This is a genomic window from Streptomyces sp. NPDC021080 (assembly GCF_044333225.1).
In the GTDB taxonomy this organism is placed as follows: domain Bacteria; phylum Actinomycetota; class Actinomycetes; order Streptomycetales; family Streptomycetaceae; genus Streptomyces.
Map to the genome: position 1 here is coordinate 189,077 of NZ_JBIRQM010000002.1, position 16,440 is coordinate 205,516.

At 66.7% G+C, this 16,440-nt stretch carries 12 protein-coding genes; 5 read left to right on the plus strand and 7 right to left on the minus strand.

Annotated elements, in window-relative coordinates:
• The first annotated feature begins 58 nt into the window (after positions 1–58).
• Both ACH4S8_RS04915 and ACH4S8_RS04920 read left to right on the plus strand, forming a co-directional pair.
• A complete protein-coding gene (locus tag ACH4S8_RS04915) occupies positions 59–466 on the plus strand; it encodes a hypothetical protein (protein ID WP_398390979.1) in 408 nt (135 codons plus the stop codon).
• Entirely contained in the window at positions 463–3,447 is a 2,985-nt protein-coding gene (locus ACH4S8_RS04920) for a tetratricopeptide repeat protein (protein WP_398390980.1), read from the plus strand. Before ACH4S8_RS04915 ends, ACH4S8_RS04920 begins: the two co-directional genes overlap by 4 nt.
• Before the next feature lie 637 nt (positions 3,448–4,084).
• On the opposite strand, the gene ACH4S8_RS04925 is transcribed toward ACH4S8_RS04920, so the two are convergent.
• The gene (locus tag ACH4S8_RS04925; protein ID WP_398390982.1) at positions 4,085–5,125 is read right to left on the minus strand and encodes a hypothetical protein; all 1,041 of its coding nucleotides are present in this window, start codon (positions 5,123–5,125) and stop codon (positions 4,085–4,087) included.
• A 281-nt stretch (positions 5,126–5,406) separates the two neighbouring features.
• Entirely contained in the window at positions 5,407–6,093 is a 687-nt protein-coding gene (locus ACH4S8_RS04930; protein WP_398390984.1) for a cutinase family protein, read from the minus strand.
• Between the two features lie 549 nt (positions 6,094–6,642).
• Here ACH4S8_RS04930 and ACH4S8_RS04935 point away from each other — a divergent pair.
• Positions 6,643–7,224, plus strand: coding sequence for an RNA-guided endonuclease InsQ/TnpB family protein (locus ACH4S8_RS04935; RefSeq protein WP_398390986.1), 582 nt, complete (start codon positions 6,643–6,645; stop codon positions 7,222–7,224).
• A 382-nt stretch (positions 7,225–7,606) separates the two neighbouring features.
• On the opposite strand, the gene ACH4S8_RS04940 is transcribed toward ACH4S8_RS04935, so the two are convergent.
• The 5 genes from ACH4S8_RS04940 to ACH4S8_RS04960 all read right to left on the minus strand — a co-directional run bounded on the left by ACH4S8_RS04940 (position 7,607) and on the right by ACH4S8_RS04960 (position 12,673).
• Positions 7,607–8,935, minus strand: a complete 1,329-nt coding sequence (locus ACH4S8_RS04940) for an LLM class flavin-dependent oxidoreductase (RefSeq protein ID WP_398390987.1) — start codon at positions 8,933–8,935, stop codon at positions 7,607–7,609.
• A 38-nt stretch (positions 8,936–8,973) separates the two neighbouring features.
• Positions 8,974–10,026: an aliphatic sulfonate ABC transporter substrate-binding protein gene (locus ACH4S8_RS04945; RefSeq protein WP_398390989.1), complete on the minus strand. Its 1,053-nt coding sequence runs from the start codon at positions 10,024–10,026 to the stop codon at positions 8,974–8,976.
• Between the two features lie 132 nt (positions 10,027–10,158).
• A complete protein-coding gene (locus tag ACH4S8_RS04950; RefSeq protein WP_398390991.1) occupies positions 10,159–10,890 on the minus strand; it encodes an ABC transporter ATP-binding protein in 732 nt (243 codons plus the stop codon).
• Positions 10,887–11,780 carry an ABC transporter permease gene (locus ACH4S8_RS04955; RefSeq protein ID WP_398390993.1) on the minus strand — a complete coding sequence of 298 codons (894 nt, stop codon included), beginning with the start codon at positions 11,778–11,780 and terminating at the stop codon, positions 10,887–10,889. Before ACH4S8_RS04955 ends, ACH4S8_RS04950 begins: the two co-directional genes overlap by 4 nt.
• Complete coding sequence (locus ACH4S8_RS04960; RefSeq protein ID WP_398390994.1) at positions 11,777–12,673, minus strand: TauD/TfdA dioxygenase family protein; 897 nt, start codon at positions 12,671–12,673, stop codon at positions 11,777–11,779. The genes ACH4S8_RS04955 and ACH4S8_RS04960 overlap by 4 nt, the downstream gene beginning before the upstream one ends.
• Positions 12,674–13,793: 1,120 nt before the next feature.
• Between ACH4S8_RS04960 and ACH4S8_RS04965 the strand changes: the two genes are divergently transcribed.
• Positions 13,794–15,155 carry a bifunctional o-acetylhomoserine/o-acetylserine sulfhydrylase gene (locus ACH4S8_RS04965; RefSeq protein WP_398390995.1) on the plus strand — a complete coding sequence of 454 codons (1,362 nt, stop codon included), beginning with the start codon at positions 13,794–13,796 and terminating at the stop codon, positions 15,153–15,155.
• Positions 15,152–16,324, plus strand: coding sequence for a homoserine O-acetyltransferase (locus tag ACH4S8_RS04970; protein ID WP_398391734.1), 1,173 nt, complete (start codon positions 15,152–15,154; stop codon positions 16,322–16,324). The genes ACH4S8_RS04965 and ACH4S8_RS04970 overlap by 4 nt, the downstream gene beginning before the upstream one ends.
• Positions 16,325–16,440: the final 116 nt, after the last annotated feature.

The window sequence follows — 16,440 nt, forward strand, 5'->3', positions numbered from 1 at the left end:
TCTACGCTAAATCCTCGGAGTCGAGGAAGCCCTGGGGGACCAAGTGGGGACTGAGATCGTGCAGTTGGTGGAGCAGGCAGGGCCGTACCTGTCGACGGCAGTGAGTGCGTACGGGGTGGGCGTACTGACCCGGGCCGAGGATGCCGCTGCGGCTGCGACGGCGAATCTGGGGCGCCGGATCCTGCAAGCAGTGTGGCATCGCCGCGGCGAGCAGAGCCGGGTGGCTCTGGAAGCGGCAGTGCAGGATGTGGCTGATGATCCGGAAGACAGAGACGCGGCGGCGACGCTGCGCCAACAGATCAAGCGCGCCTTGCGGGAGGACACGGAGTTGCGGGACGAATTGGCGGAAATCCTGTCGGTCGCCAGTTCCGGAGTTGCAAACGTGACGGCGTACGGTGAGCGCTCCATCGCGGCGCAGACCATCGGCACGGCCGTCACCGGGGACAACATCACGCTAAAGCCATGAGTATCAAAGAGCCCCAGTCCGGGCACGGTGGCCCGCATGCTGCGGGCGATGGGTCGGTGGCGGCCCGCGACATCGCTGTGGCCATCACCGGCGACGAAGCACGTGTGATCATGGTGCCAGCGGAAGTGGCGCAACTCGTACAGGAAGTGAGTGCGCCACCAGGTCTGGCGAATCTGCCGGGATCGGCGTCCGGCCTGTTCGTCGGCCGGGACGAAGAAACCAAACGGCTTCGACAGATGTTGGCTCGCGAAGGAGAGGCCGCAGTTACCCAAGTCTCCTCAAGCGTACGGGCGATTCATGGGCTGGGCGGCATTGGCAAGAGCACGCTGGCCTTGCACTACGCCCACCGGTACCGAACCTCGTACACGGTGGTGTGGTGGATCAACGCCGCCTCGGCAGAACAGATCGTTGTGGATCTCGCCTCTCTGGCTAGGAGCCTGTGCCAGGACTGGGCGGCATCGGCGGACATGGAGCAGCGGGCGGCGTGGGCGATGCTGTGGCTGCAATGGCATGCGGGCTGGCTGCTGGTCTTCGATAATGTCGAGAACCCGGACGTCTTGCGTCATTACTTCGGGACTCTCCCAGGCGGCCACCATCTCGCCACCAGCCGTCGGGCCACCGGCTGGCACGCCATCGCCCCAACCATGCCCCTGGGCCTGCTCGACGCTGCCGCAGCCGCCGACCTACTGTGCGCCATCGCCTTCGACGGGCAGCTGCCCACTCCCACCCAACGCCACCAAGCCGAACAACTGGCGGGTGACCTGGGGTACCTGCCACTGGCTCTGGAACAGGCTGGTGCCTACCTGCACCAGACCGGCACCGACATTGACACCTACCGCCATGTCCTGGGACTGATGCTGGCTGAGGGCGCCGACGGAATCAGTGCCGAGCGCACCATCGCCCGCATCTGGGACCAGACCCTCGTCGTGATCGCGGGTCGCGATCCGTTGGCTGTCACACTGCTGGACACCATGGCGTGGACAGCCCCGGACGACATCCCCCGCAGTCTGCTTGCCCCGCTGGCCCCCGACGCGCTCGCCTTGGGCCAGGCGTTAGGCACGCTGCACGCCTACAACATGATCTCCTTCACCGACGACCGCCACAGCGTTATCGTCCACCGCTTGGTGCAGGCTGTCCTGCGCCACCGCACCGTCACCGAAGCCGGGGAACACGCGCCAGGCCGGCACGAAGCCGAATGGGTCGTGAACCAGGCCATCCCCGATAGGGGCGATACGCCAACCCAGCAGAACACCAAGTGGGAACGGCTACTCCCTCACATCTTCGCTCTGGTCGCCTCAGTGCCTTACGGCAGTCCGGCATCAATCGATACTGCCAACCTCTACCATGGCGCCGCCGAGTATCTGCGTGGGCAGGGCCGTGACGCCCACACCATCCCCCTGCGTGCCAGCGTCCTCGCCCAGGCCGAGGAGATCCTGGGCGACACCCACCCCGAAACCCTGACCAGCCGAGACAGTCTCGCCTGCGCCTACATGGCCGCAGCAAACTTGGGACAGGCTATCCCTCTGTGTGAGGTCACGCTGGCCCAGCGGGAGCGGGTCCTCGGCGACACCCACCCCGACACCCTTGAAAGCCGTAATACCCTCGCCTGGGCCTGTATGGCCGCAGGAGACCTGGAACGGGCCATCTCCTTGTGTGAAGTCACGCTGGCCCAGCGCGAGCAGATCCTCGGCGACACCCACCCCGATACTCTGACCAGCCGCAACAACCTTGGACTCACTTACGTGGGGGCGGGGAAGCTTGAACGGGCCATCCCGCTGTACGAGGCCACCCTTGCCCAGCGGGAGCGGGTCCTCGGCGACACCCACCCCGACACCCTGAACACCCGCAGCACCCTTGCCAATGCCTACAGCGCGGCAGGGAAGCTTGAACGAGCCATCCCGCTGTACAAGACCGCCCTCGCCCAGTACAAGGAAGTCCTAGGCGACACCCATCCGACCACTCTGCTCGGGCGCAGTGACCTCGCCTCCGCCTACGTGGACGCGGGAGACCTCAAACGGGGCATCCCACTGTACGAAACCGCTTTCGCTCAGTGGGAGCGGGTCCTCGGCGACACCCACCCCGACACCCTGAACACCCGCAACGGACTCGCCTCCGCCTACGTCATCGCGGGAGACCTCGAACGGGGCATCCCGCTGTACAAAACCACCCTCGCCCAGCGGGAACGGACCCTCGGCGACACCCACCCCGACACCCTGAACACCCGCAACGGACTCGCCTGGGCCTACATCAGCGCAGGAGACCTCGAACGGGGCATCCCGCTGTGCGAAACCACCCTCGCCCAGCACGAGCAGACCCTCGGCGACACCCACCCCGACACCCTGAACACCCGCAACGGACTCGCCTGGGCCTACATCACCGCAGGGAATCTGAAACAGGGCATCCCCTTGTGCGAAACCACCCTCGCCCAGCACGAGCAGACCCTCGGCGACACCCACCCCGACACCCTGAACACCCGCGACACCCTCGCCTACGCGTACGTCACAGCCAAGAACCTGGAGCGAGCTGTCCCGTTGTGTGAGGTCACACTCGCTCAGCGCAAGCGAGTACTAGGCGACACGCACCCACAAACTCTCGAAAGCTACAGCACTCTCGCCTATGCCTACCGAGTGGCGGGGAATCTCGAACAGGCCATACCGCTGCATGAAGCCACGCTTGCCCAGTGTGAGCGGGTCCTTAGCGACACCCACCCCAACACGCTGAACAGCCGCAACGGACTCGCTTGGGTACACCTGGCAGCAGGAAATCTCGAACGCGCCATCCACCTGTATGAGGTCACACTCGTCCAGTACGGGCAGGTTCTGAGCGACACCCATCCCGAAATCCGCAACGGCCACGCCAACTTGGCCCACGCGCGCCGAGCAGCTCAGGCTGTCCAGCAGCAAAGTACAGCGACCGCCGCGACCACACCTACCCCTCAGCAACCGTCTACAGCCAATCGACCAGCCAGGAAACCTCAATGACTGTGCCGCCACGAGTGCGGGACAAAGCGAACGTGCCAGACGCGCGCCAGGTTGTGCGGGAGCCACGGGGAACACCGGGAAATAAAGGGGCCCATCATCAGACATCAAGACACCTTCGCCCCAGGTCAGGCCCGCAGCAAGCCGAAGCCACCTCAGCTTCCCAAGCTGAGAGCGCGAGTTCGATTGAGGCTGTGGGTGGGCTGTTCTGGCACGACCGCAACTTCCTGGCGTGCCTTGCGGACGGCCGCGTCGAGGCCGGCTGCCCCTGCTGACGGTCATCGCTGGAGTGCTGATAAACCAGCGCTGTTTTCTCTGAAGACTGGCCGACTCGCAATCATCGTGTCCTTGAGAGTTTCCCGTGTACGGGTCGAGAACATGCGTCCGGTGGGACGAAGGGCGTGGAGCGGAAGCGGAAGCGTTCGGGGGATTCCGACGGCAGTACGCGCTTTACGCCACTTCCAGCTAAAGGTGCTGCGCCGGAATGACGCGCCCTTCTCGCCGAGGAAGACGAGTCCGTTGACGGGGAAGTGGACGTCCGGGTACCTGCTTCGGCCAGGTACTTCAAGCAGCCATCCGCCCGCTCGATGTGAGCAATCGTCCAGTCGACCCGCGACCTCTTATTGCCGCCAATATTGAGCTAATCAGCAGCCCCACAGGAGCCTGTTGCAAAGTCTGGTTCACCTGCTATGAAACTTGTGACGGCGTCGTCGACGATATCGAAAACGATGACTCTTCCCGCGAACTTAGGCGCGACCGGTGCGAAAACAAGCTTTTCATTTCCGTAGTCAGTGTTGGCCGTGATCTCACCATCGTACGTATTGAGCACATTGTCTCGCGTGCTTCCGATGTGAATGCCCGAGGCCGTTGATATCGTCTTCGCTGGTTGGGCGACGTAGATCGCGACCAGACGTTTATATGCGAAGCGTAGATAGAGCCCCTTGGGCCCTCCTTGCACTACGTGGTCTGTGCAGTGCCGGCCAGTGTCGCGGCGCCCCTCGGGGATCGGCACACCGATTGCTTTCTCTGCTTCGTCACGGCTCATCCCAATGCGAAGTGGACCCATCCCGTTGACCGTGACAGATGAGTGAGTCAAGTCAACGCGGCGGGAAGCAGGATTAGCACCGTGCGCAACGAACCGCCTGCCATCCCAGGTCCAGGTGACATGACGGCGTATCGAGGGTCCACTGGCATGGGTGTCTTCGGGCCCGTAGAATATGACGTCAGCGCCAATTCGACCGCTTTTGATCGCTAGAGTTTTCGGCTGGAATTGCGGCGGAAGTTCCGGGACATCAAAGGTTGGCACACGGCCTATCTCTCTGCCGTCGGCGCGGTAGAGACGCAGTTCCTGCCGGAAGAAGTTGCTCGGCTGCGGAGAGCAATAAATGAGGACAGCAGTCACATCACCGAGCCCTGGAAGTTTACCGCGCACGGTCCGCTGGACTGCCACCTCCCAGCGGTCATACCCGCCGATTCCGCCACCCTTCGCAACCCCCTTACCGTTGCGCAGATTCACCTTAACCGGCTTGTCGACGATGTCATCGCAAGTGATACTGTAATTGCGATTCTCCCAATCAACCGATTGGGATGCGAGCCGCTTGGAATAAGTCCTCCATTCAAGAAAGTAACCGTCCTCCTGGGCATAAGGTTCTGCCTGCGAGCTATACGAACCATCGGCCACGATAGCTATTGCGGCGAGTCCGCAGGCTATACCAAGAGATGTAAGAGAACGTCGCCAAGAACATCCCCACATGAAACCGACCCCTTCTCATCCTGCAGACGGTCAAGTCGGCGGTAGCACGGATTTACAGGACTAGTGACAGTGGGAAACAGGCACAGCCCAGTTGACCGTCCAACGGCTCGATCTACAGCTTAGGGAAACAAGGAAGTCATCGGCACATCGAGTACCGTCTGCCTGAATGAAACAAATAAGTCACCTACGCCGCAAGGGCAGGGAAATGCTCAGTCCGCAATAAAGGAATTCGCGGCCAGAAATTCGCCACCCTGTTTAGCCGCTAGACCCAGGTACGACTCTGTATGTGACTTGCAGGCGCCATTTTTGACAGCGCAGCGAAGTGCAGCTCCAAATTGTTGCGAGCTACGCGCGGAACTATCCGCCGCACGAAATCCTCCTCCGCAGATTGGATCCCTATTCATACACTGACTGTCAACTATATTGGCCCCCTCCAAAGTGGAGTCCGGGTAAGGGTCGGGGAAATTGCTCGCGAAACCCAAATTCCTCCCTAGCCCCTGGTCTCCCACCTTGAGATCCTCATACAATGGATCACCGTAGAGTTGCACCCCTTTCACCACGGCTGACAGTCCGTAGTTTCTGCGTAGGTATTCGTCAATTATCCATGCACCCTCGGAGTAACCCGCAATCACCACTCCGCCCCCAGATGGGCACTGCGCGAGGTATCCGCGGACAGCCGCATCAAGCAACTCAACACCCTGGTTAACAGCTAGAAGCGACGACATGTTCGGATTTTCCATGTTTACGCGTAGCGCCGAGATGAAATCCCAAACCCCTAGTTTCGGGTATGCAAGCATCTTCGGCTTGTCTTTGCCGTAACCCCCGTGATTCTCGCTGTAAGCATGAAATGACTTCCATGTATCTGCGAGTGTTCTCGAAGTCTCATTCTCGTTCAACCCGTGCGCGCCTATGAAAAGAACTCTACAGTCTGGTGAAGCTTGAGAAATAGCCTCGCCTGGCGCGACGAGAGGGAGTACAACCGCCAGAACAAGAGTCGCAACAAAACAGGAGATCCGTCGCCGCTCAGCTCTAGGCATGACCATTCATTACCTCTCCATGGCCGTACAACACCAGGATGCTCCTTACACGCTGGGCGCGCATCTGGGAGGAGAGGAGCCTCCGCAAGAATCGGCGGATGTGCGAAATATGTGTGCCAAGTCAGTTGTCAAAGGCGCCCAGACTCCTGATATCAACCTCTAACACCAACACAGGCGAACAACTGCGGACCAAGCGCCAAGGCTGCACGACCGGCACCGACGACCGGGCAGGGGCGTACATCGAGACTCTGTCCGACCGCCAATCGGCGGCAAACGGCTGGCGGCAGGTTCCGATAAGACGGTGCTCAGTCAGCCGTGGACTATCCGTGGACTCGTCCCGCCTGCTCTGCCGCCTGAAGGGCCCTGACCTGCTGCATTACCCGGCTACCAAGCGGCCTCCGGAACCGCGTGCACCACCGGGTCGCGAATCTCCGTGCGGACGCCCTGCACAAGCTCACCACGAGCGTTGCTGTCGAGTACGGCACCGTCGTGATCGAGGACCTCAATGTCGCCGGCATGGTGAAGAACCGGCGCCTGGCCCGGCACATAGCCGACGCCGGATTCGGCGAAATCCGCCGCCAGCTCACCTACAAGACCCGCCGGCGCCACGCCGCCCGCATCATCGCGGCCGACCGCTGGTTCCCCTCCTCCAAGACCTGTTCCGGGTGCGGCGTAGTGAAAGCCAAGCTGCCGCTGCACGTGCGGACCTACGCATGCGACGCGTGCGGCCTGGTCATCGACCGGGACACCAACGCGGCACGCAACCTTGCTGCCCTCGCAGCGGCAGCCTGCACGACTGGTACCGCAGTGGCCGGAGACCAGGACACCACCGAGGTGGTGTCGAAGCCTCGTGGAGCCGACCAGAAGACCCGCACCACCCGCCCCCGCCGCAAGACGGGGGCGGGACGGGCAGGCGGCGCAACCCTGCCGCACCAGCAGCAGACAGAAACGGGAGACCGTCCTCAAGCCGAGCCCCTGACGCTCTGGTGATGTGACGGACCTTCCGGGCCGAAATGCCCGGAAGGCTGAGACCTGACTACGGGCTCAGCAACGGCCCGACCAGCAGGGTGCCGATGGCGACGACGACCAGCCCGAACACGGCGGCGGGCGCGTACGACCGGCCGGCGAGCACCACCGTGCCGATCCACAGGGACAGGGTCGTGGCGAAGGCGAAGTCACCGATCTGTTAGATCGGTTGTCCCGCCCAGAGCAGCCGGTAGTCGCGATTGATCAATACCGTCGCGTCATTGTGACGGGACCGGTGGTCCGGCGACAGGAGGGATTTCCCTTGGGATCTCCTCCCCCGTCCTGCCCTGAGCGGGACCGGATCGGCCGTGCGCCTCCCACCGGAAGGCGGTGGGAGGCGCACGTGTCAGGTCCGGAACTGGTTCTGCGGGACCTGGAGCCCGTAGTGCTCGCGCAGGGTCGTTCCTTCGTACTCCTCACGGAACAGGCCCTTGGCGCGCAGGATCGGCAGGACGTGCTCGACGAAGGCCGCGAGGCCCGAAGGCAGGGCGGGTGCCATGATGTTGAACCCGTCCGCCGCGCCGCCCTCGAACCAGGCGATGATCGTGTCCGCGACCTGCTCGGGCGTGCCGATGAACTCGAAGTGACCGCGCCCGCCGCCGAGCCGGGAGATGATCTGACGGACCGTGAGCCGTTCTCGTACCGCGAGGTCGATGATCAGGTCGGAACGGCTCTGTGAGCCTTCCAGTTTCGGCCTGGCGAGGATGAAGTCCGGTAGCGGCGCGTCGAGTTCGAAGGCCGACGGCTCGGTCTCGAACACCGCGGCCAGCTGGCGCAGCCCGTACTCCGGAACGCGCAGTTCGTCGAACTCCCGGGCGAGTGCGCGGGCTTCCGCCTCGGTCGACCCGATGTACGGGACGATGCCGGGCAGGACGATCACGCCCTGCGGGTCACGGCCCGCGGCCCTGGTCCGTGCCTTGATGTCGGCGTAGAAGGCGGCCGCGCGCTCGTAGGTCGTGTGGGCGGTGAAGATGGCCTCGGCGTGGCGGGCCGCGAACTCCTTCCCGTCCTCGGAGGAGCCGGCCTGGACGAGCAGCGGGTAACCCTGGGGCGGGCGTTCGACGTTGAGCGGTCCGGCCACCTTGAAGTAGGTGCCCTGGTGGCCGAGCCGGTGCAGCCGCTCGGGGTCGGCGTAGCGGCCGCCGGCCTTGTCCGCGACGACGGCGTCGGACTCCCAGCTGTCCCACAGGGCCTTGGCGACCTTCAGGAACTCGTCGGCGCGGGCGTAGCGCCGGGCGTGGTCGGGACGGTCGTCGAGGCCGAAGTTGGCGGCTTCGTCCGCCCCCGCGGAGGTGACGATGTTCCAGCCGGCGCGGCCGCCGCTGACGTGGTCGACGGAGGCGAGCCGGCGGGCGAGGTTGTAGGGCTCGTTGTAGGTCGACGAGACGGTCGCGATGAGGCCGATCCTGCTGGTCGCCTGGGACAGTGCGGTCAGCAGGGTCAGTGGTTCGAGCTGGCCCGGTGGGCGGAACTCGCCGGTTCCGATGAGGGCCGGGCCGTCGGCGAGGAACAGCGAGTCGAACTTGGCGCTCTCGGCGAGTTGCGCCAGCTCGATCCAGTGGCGCAGGTCGAAGTCGGCCCGGGGGTTGCTGTGCGGGAGCCGCCAGGCCGCCTCGTGGTGGCCCGCCTCCATGAGGAAGGCGTTGAGGTGGAGCCGGCGCTGTGTTCCGGTCACGGGTTCTCTCCTTCGTGTGTCGGGGTGGAGGGCGGGGTTCAGTTGAAGGTCAGCTCGGAGCTGTCGTAGCCGGCCGGAAGCAGGTTGTCGGTGATCGACGCGAGGTCGACCTTCTTGGTGATCTGGCCTGCTTCGAGGAAGGCGTCCGCGAGCTTCTGCTCCAGCTCGATGTCCGCCTTCTCCACCGGGGTCACGCGGTTCGAGTAGGCGGCCAGGGACGCCTTGGCGTCGGCCAGCGGGATGCCCTGTTCCTGCGAGAGCGCCTTCGCGTACTGATCAGGGTGCTTGATGGCCCAGGCGTACTCGCGGGAGAGCCGCTTCAGGACGTCCGTGAGGGCCGCGCGCTTGGTCTTGTCCTTCAGCGACGTGTCGCTCGCGACGTAGTAGCTGCTCGTCTGGTCGATCGGCGGGAGGCCCTTGACCAGGATCCGCGCGCCGTTCTTGACCGCGATCGCGGACTGCGGGTTCCAGATCGACCAGGCGTCCACCTTGCCGGTGTTGAACGCCGTCGCGGCGGCCGCGGGGTCGAGGAAGACGAGCTTGGCGTCCTTGGGGCCGAGGCCGACGCTCTTCAGTGCGTTCAGGGCCAGTCCGTGGGCGGAGCTGCCCTGTGGGACGGCGATCCGCTTGCCCTTGAGGTCGGCGGCCGTCCTCAGCTTCGAGCCCTTCGGCACGATGATGTTCTCCACCGCCTGGTCGGGCGTGAGCGAGCGGTTCACGGCGACGATCTTGAAGCCGTATTCCTTCGCGGCACCGGTGATCGGCGGTACGTCACCGACGCTGCCCAGGTCTATGTCCCCCGAGGCCGCGGCCTGCACGAGCGGTGGGCCGTAGGTGAAACGGGCGAACTTCACCTTGTAGGGCGCGTTGTCGAAGACGCCGGTCAGTTTCGCCAGGGCCTGGCTGCCGTCACCGCCGTTGTCTCCGATGGTGAAGGTGTACTTGCTCCACTCGGGGTGCTTCGCGCTGCTCGCGTTGCCGGCGTTGCTGAGCGGCGCGGAGGTGTCCGAGGACGAGCCGCAGGCGACGAGGGTGCTCGCCAGGGCGAGGGGAGCGACGGCGGTGACGAGTCTGCTGGTTGCCTTGTGCATGGGATGTCCTGACTTTCTGTGCCGGGTTTTCCGTACTGGGTGAGGGTGTTCGGGGAGATCAGTGCTGTCCGGTCCCGGGAGATCGGTGCCCTCCCGGTTCCGGGCGGTCAGTGCGCTCCCGGTTCGGGGGGATCAGTGCTGTCCGGCGAGGCCGAGGTCTTCCAGGAGCCGGGCGCGCAGTTCCTCGCGCGCGATGCTCGCTTCACGGTCGGCGGCGGAGAGGTCGACCTCGTGCGAGCTGCCGATGCGGCCGTCGCTCATGACGAGAATGCGGTCCGCCAGCGCGATCGCCTCGTCGATGTCGTGGGTGACGAGCAGCATGGCCGCCTGGTGCTTCGTCCGCAGGGCGCGTACGAGGTCGTGCATGCGCAGCCGGGTGATGGCGTCGAGTGCCGCGAACGGCTCGTCGAGCAGGACGAGTTCGGGCTCCGAGACCAGTGCCCTGGCCAGCGACACCCGCTGGGCCTCGCCGCCGGAGAGTTCCTTGGGCCAGGCCTTCTCGCGGCCCGCGAGTCCGACCTCGGCGAGTACCTCGCGCGCCCGCTGGTCCGCGTCGGGTCCGTGGAGGCCGAGGGTGACGTTGGGCAGGACGCGCTGCCACGGCAGCAGCCGGTCGGCCTGGAAGACGATCGCCCGCTTCGCCGGGACCTCGACGCGTCCTCCGTCGGGCCGGTCCAGTCCGGCGAGCAGACGCAGGAGGGTGCTCTTGCCGCAGCCCGAGGGGCCGAGCAGGATCACCAGCTCCTGGTCCTCGATGGTGAGATCGAGGTGGTCGAGCACCACCCGGTCGCCGAAGCTCCGGACGACCCGCTCGACGACGACACCGGTTGCCCGGCGGAGATCGGTCGCGACTGTGCTGCTCATGACGCCTCATAACTGGGGCGCCACCGCAGCAGCACCCGCTCGAGAGCCCGGACGAACTGGTCGGCGAGCAGACCGAGGAGCGAGTAGATCACCAGCCCCACGAAGACCTGGTTGGTCTGCAGATAGGTCTGTCCCTGGGTGATGAGGAAGCCGAGTCCCTTGTCGGCGTTGACCGTTTCCGCGGCGACGAGGCCCAGGACGCTGTACGCGAGGGAGAAGCGGAGGCCGACCAGGAAGCCGGGCAGGGATCCGGGCACCAGCACACGCGTCACCAGGCGCCACGTGCCCGCCCCGGTCGTCCGGGTCATCTCGATCAGCCGCTGGTCGACACCGCGGATCGCGGCGAACAGGTTGAGATACATCGGAACGCCGGCACCGAAGGAGATCAGCAGCACCTTCGTGAGCTCGTCGATGCCGAACCACACGATCATCAAGGGCAGCACCGCGAGGAGCGGGATCGTGTTGAGCACCTGTACGACGCCGTTGAACAGGTACTCGCCGCTGCGCAGCAGTCCGCCGAGCACTCCGGTGACGATGCCCGCCGTCAGGCCGATCGCGAGGCCGATGCCGGCCCGCTGCAGCGAGACGGCCAGGTCCGGACCGAGCACTCCCTGCTGCCACAGATCGACGGCCGCCCTCACGATGGAGGTCGGCGCCGGAGCGTAGGTCTTCGTCACTACTCCGGCCCGGGCGAGTATCTCCCAGGCCACGAGGATGACGACCGGAGTCGTGTAGACGCCGAGCGGCCAGCGCAGCCGCTCGCGGAGTGTGCCGAGAGCTGTTCGGCGGCGCGCGCCGCGCGGAACGAACACCTCGCGTTCCCGCGCGCTCTTCGTCGTGGTGTCCGGTCCCTTGAGAACGGCGGGCGCCGGGATGCGGATCTCGGTCATGCCGCCACCGCCAGGACGCCGGTGTAGTGCGAGGCGTCACCGACGAGTTGTTCGCTGCGGCGTCCGTCGACGCCGACCGGGACGTCTCCCGCGACGGTCACCCGGTTCAGGCGTCGCGGGTGGTCGTCGTAGTTGTCGACCGCGTAGTGCTGGGTGATCCGGTTGTCGAAGATCAGCAGCTGGTCGGGGGACCAGGTCCAGCGCAGGATGTTCTCCGGACGCGTCACGTACGACTGGAGGATGCGCAGCAGATCCGCCGAGTCGCTGTTCGGCAGACCGACGATCCGCTTGGCGAACCCGCCGATGAACAGGCCGCGTTCACCGGTCAGGGGATGGACGCGCACGACCGGGTGCTCGGCCTCGTAGCGCGTCGAGACGAAGACCCGGTCGTACTCCTGCCGCTGTGCCGTGACGGCCTCGGGGCGGGCGTAGTCGTACTGGTTGGTGTGCACGACGCGCAGCGAGTCCGCGAGGGTGCGCAACGGTGCGGGCAGGTCGCGATAGGCAGCGGCGGCATTGGCGATGAGCGTCTCGCCGCCGTAGGGCGTGGTCACGAGCGACCTCAGTGTGGTGACCTGCGGCGGGTTGACCACGAAGGTGACGTCCGTGTGCCACTCGTTGGCCTTGGACGTCTCGCTGTCTACGGCAAGCACGTTCGTCGTGCCGTCGACGGCCGACACGTTCGGGTGGGCGGTGGTGAGTTCGCCGAACCAGCGGGCCACGCGCTCCTGACCGGAGTCGTCGAGGCCGGCGTTGTCGAAGACGAGTGCCTTGTGCTCGTCGAGGGCGTCACGGAGTGCCGTGAGCGTGGAGTCGTCCGATGGCGCCGTCAGGTCGACGCCCTCGGCCACCGCGCCGATGCGGCCGGTGAGTTTGCGGATGGACACGGGCATGAGGAGGTCCTTCTCGGGAGGAGGTGGGCGTACCACCGTGTGCTGGGGGACGGGCAGCGGCCATGACGGATCGGCTCGCCGGCCCGACAGCCGTAAACGGGACAGGAGTTGGGGTCACGGCACAGGGGCGGGCAGCCGACGGCCATGCGGGAGGGGCGGCCGGGCGGGAGGGGCGGCCGGGCGGGAGGCACGGCCGGGCGGATCCGGCCGTCAGGAAGCTGATGCCGAACCGTCGAACCCGGTACCGGGCCGCTTATCCGCCTGAAACCGGCTGCCGGTTCGCGGGTTCTTCGACGACCGGGCCGGTCCGCTCGTACGGCCTCGCCGCCCGTGCGCACCCTGCGCTGCGGACACCCCCGGCCGCTGCCGGGAAAGAGAGGTACGAGGAAGGAAGCCGGAAGCAGCCGCTCACAGGCCGTCGGACACGACGTTCCCGCGGAACTTCAGCTCGGCACGCGGAGTTTGACACCGCATCAGCGTGGGGCGCGCAGTCGGTGCGCACCGATCGCCGCCGGGACGACTCGCCGGATCAGCGACAACAGAAGGCGCTGGCGACGTGCGCCAGGTCGATGTGGCGCCGCCGGGTCAGGTCCACGTGCGGGTTCATGGAACGGGAGTTCAGCAGACGGCCACCACAGTGGTCAAGAAAATCGGAGGGGGTCTTGCATCGCGGACACGGAGGGATTCTCCGTTTGTCCGGAACTCCGTGGCGCTGCGGGACACTTCCACGTCGGCCGACGGCACGCTCCGGCCCCGTGCAGAAGGCCCGGAGCGGCCGGAACCAGCTCCCTCGCAGCCCTCCCTCCGGGCCCACGCCACCCCTCCGGGAAGGCGGATCCGTCGTGCCGTCCCACGGATGAAACACCGCCGTGTGGCTGGTTCGTGACGGCGTCATGTGGTTACCTGGGCTCATGACCGTGCTCGTGACCCGCCGCCACGTCGATTACGTGCGTGTCACCACCACCGGTTGTCCCGCCACGAGCTGACGCCGCGCTCGGGCTTCTGACCAGCATCCCTTTCACCGCGTAGCGCCGACCGCTGCCGTCGTACCGGCAGTGGTCCAGGGCGCCGTGGTTCCTCACGCCTTCCCGTTCTCACCCTCCGTACAGGGAGCAGCACCATGAGCCAGCCCATCGACTCCGTCACCGCCGGCCACACCCCGGAAGAAGCGCACGCGGGGCCCGACACCTCGGCATGGTCCTTCGAGACCAAGCAGATCCACGCCGGAGCCGCGCCCGACCCGACGACCGGCGCCCGGGCGACACCGATCTACCAGACCACGTCGTTCGTGTTCCGGGACACCCGGCACGCGGCCGACCTGTTCTCGCTGGCCGAACCCGGCAACATCTACACCCGCATCCACAATCCCACCCAGGACGTCTTCGAGCAGCGGATCGCCGCACTCGAGGGCGGTGTCGCGGCCGTCGCGCTCGCCTCCGGGCAGGCGGCGGAGACGCTGGCCATCCTGACGCTGGCGAGCGCGGGCGACCACATCGTCTCCAGTACGTCGCTGTACGGCGGCACGTACAACCTCTTCCGGCACACGCTCCCCAAGTTCGGCATCGACGTGTCGTTCGTCGACGACCCCGACGACGTCGAGGCCTGGCGCGCCGCCATCCGGCCGAACACCAAGGCGCTGTTCGCGGAGACGCTGGGCAACCCGCGCGGCAACGTGCTGGACGTGCGGGCGGTCGCGGACGTCGCACACGCCGAGGGCGTACCGCTGATCGTGGACAACACCGTCCCGACTCCGTATCTGCTGCGGCCCGTCGAGCACGGCGCGGACATCGTCGTGCACTCGGCCACCAAGTTCCTCGGCGGGCACGGCACCGCCATCGCGGGTGTGGTCGTCGACGGCGGCACCTTCGACTTCGGCGCGCACGCCGGCCGGTTCCCGGACTTCACCGAGCCGGACCCCAGCTATCACGGCCTGCGGTACTGGCCGGCCCTCGGCCCGGGCGCCTTCGCGGTCAAGCTGCGGGTGCAGTTGCTGCGCGACCTCGGTCCGGCGCTCTCCCCGCACTCCTCGTTCCTGCTGCTGCAGGGCGTGGAGACGCTGAGCCTGCGCATCGAGAGGCACTCGGCGAACGCCCGGGCGCTCGCCGAGTGGCTGGAGCGGCGCGACGAGGTCGCGGCCGTCCACTACCCGGGACTCGAGTCCAGCAAGTGGTATGAGGCGGGACAGAGGTATCTGCCGCGCGGCGCCGGTGCCGTGGTCTCCTTCGAGCTGCGGGACGGGGTGGAGGCGGGCAAGCGGTTCGTGGACGCGGTCGAGCTGTTCAGCCACCTCGCCAACATCGGCGACGTGCGCAGCCTGATCATCCACCCCGCGTCCACCACCCACAGCCAGCTCGACGACGAGCAGCTCGCGGCGACCGGCACCTCTGCGGGCCTGGTGCGTCTGTCGGTCGGCATCGAGAACCTCGCCGACCTCAAGGCGGACCTGGAGGCAGGCTTCCGCGCGGCCAAGGGCGCGTCCTGAACACCGTATTGACGCCCCATCAGGAACCTCTCCCGCCGGCCACCGGTGCCTGGCGGGAGGGGGATCCGCCGGGGCGGCGCCAGTGGTACGGCCGCGAGACGCCGCTGTCGCTGGAGGCGGGCGGTGAACTGCCGGGTGTGCGGCTCGCGTTCGAGACCTGGGGACGGCTCGCGCCGGACGCCTCCAACGCCGTCCTCGTCCTGCACGCCCTCACCGGGGACAGCCACGTCGCCGGACCGGCCGGGAACGGGCACCCCACCCCCGGCTGGTGGGACGGACTCGTCGGACCGGGACGCGCCCTGGACCCGGACCGCTGGTTCGTCGTGGCGCCGAACGTCCTCGGCGGCTGCCAGGGCAGTACAGGACCGTCGTCGCGAAGGCCGGACGGACGCCGCTGGGGCGGCGATTTCCCCTTCCTCACACAGCGTGACCAGGTGGCCGCCGAGGCCGGTCTGGCCGACGCACTCGGCATCGACCGCTGGGCGCTGGTGGTCGGCGGCTCGATGGGCGGGATGCGGGCGCTGGAATGGGCCGTGTCGCATCCGGCGCGGACCGGCGCGCTCCTGCTGCTCGCCACGGCCGCCTCGGCGAGCGCCGAGCAGATCGCCTGGGCCGACATCCAGCTGCGCGCCATCCGCTCCGACCGGCACTGGCTCGGGGGCCACTACCACGACACCGGCCGCGGTCCGTGCACCGGACTCGGCCTGGCCCGACGGATCGCCCATGTCACCTACCGCAGCGAGCCGGAGCTACACGTGCGCTTCGGGCGTGCGCCCCAGGGCACGGAGGACCCCTGGAACGGTGGCCGGTACCAGGTCGAGTCCTACCTCGGCCATCACGCCGCCAAGTTGGTGAGCCGTTTCGACGCGGGCAGCTACGTCGTGCTGTCCGAGGCGATGAACAGCCACGACATAGGACGGGGCCGCGGCGGCGTGCGCGCCGCCCTGCGCCGGGTGAGCGCCGACACCCTCGTGGCCGGGGTCGGCTCCGACCGCCTCTACCCACCGGCCCAGCAGGCGGAACTGGCGGCAGGCATCCCGGCCGCCGACCGTCTCCGGCTGATCGAATCCCCGTACGGCCATGACGGCTTCCTCATCGAGGTGGAGCAGGTCTCGGCGCTCGTGAGGGAACTCCTGGCCGGAAATCACGCCGGCCGGGGCAGGACATGACCGGCGCCGGTGCGCGGACGGGGTCGACCGGGCCCGGGTCGAGGACCAATGGCCCCTGCCCGGCCGGAGCCTGCAGAGCTTCCATGGAACAGGTGGCGGCACTTCTCCGTGACCCT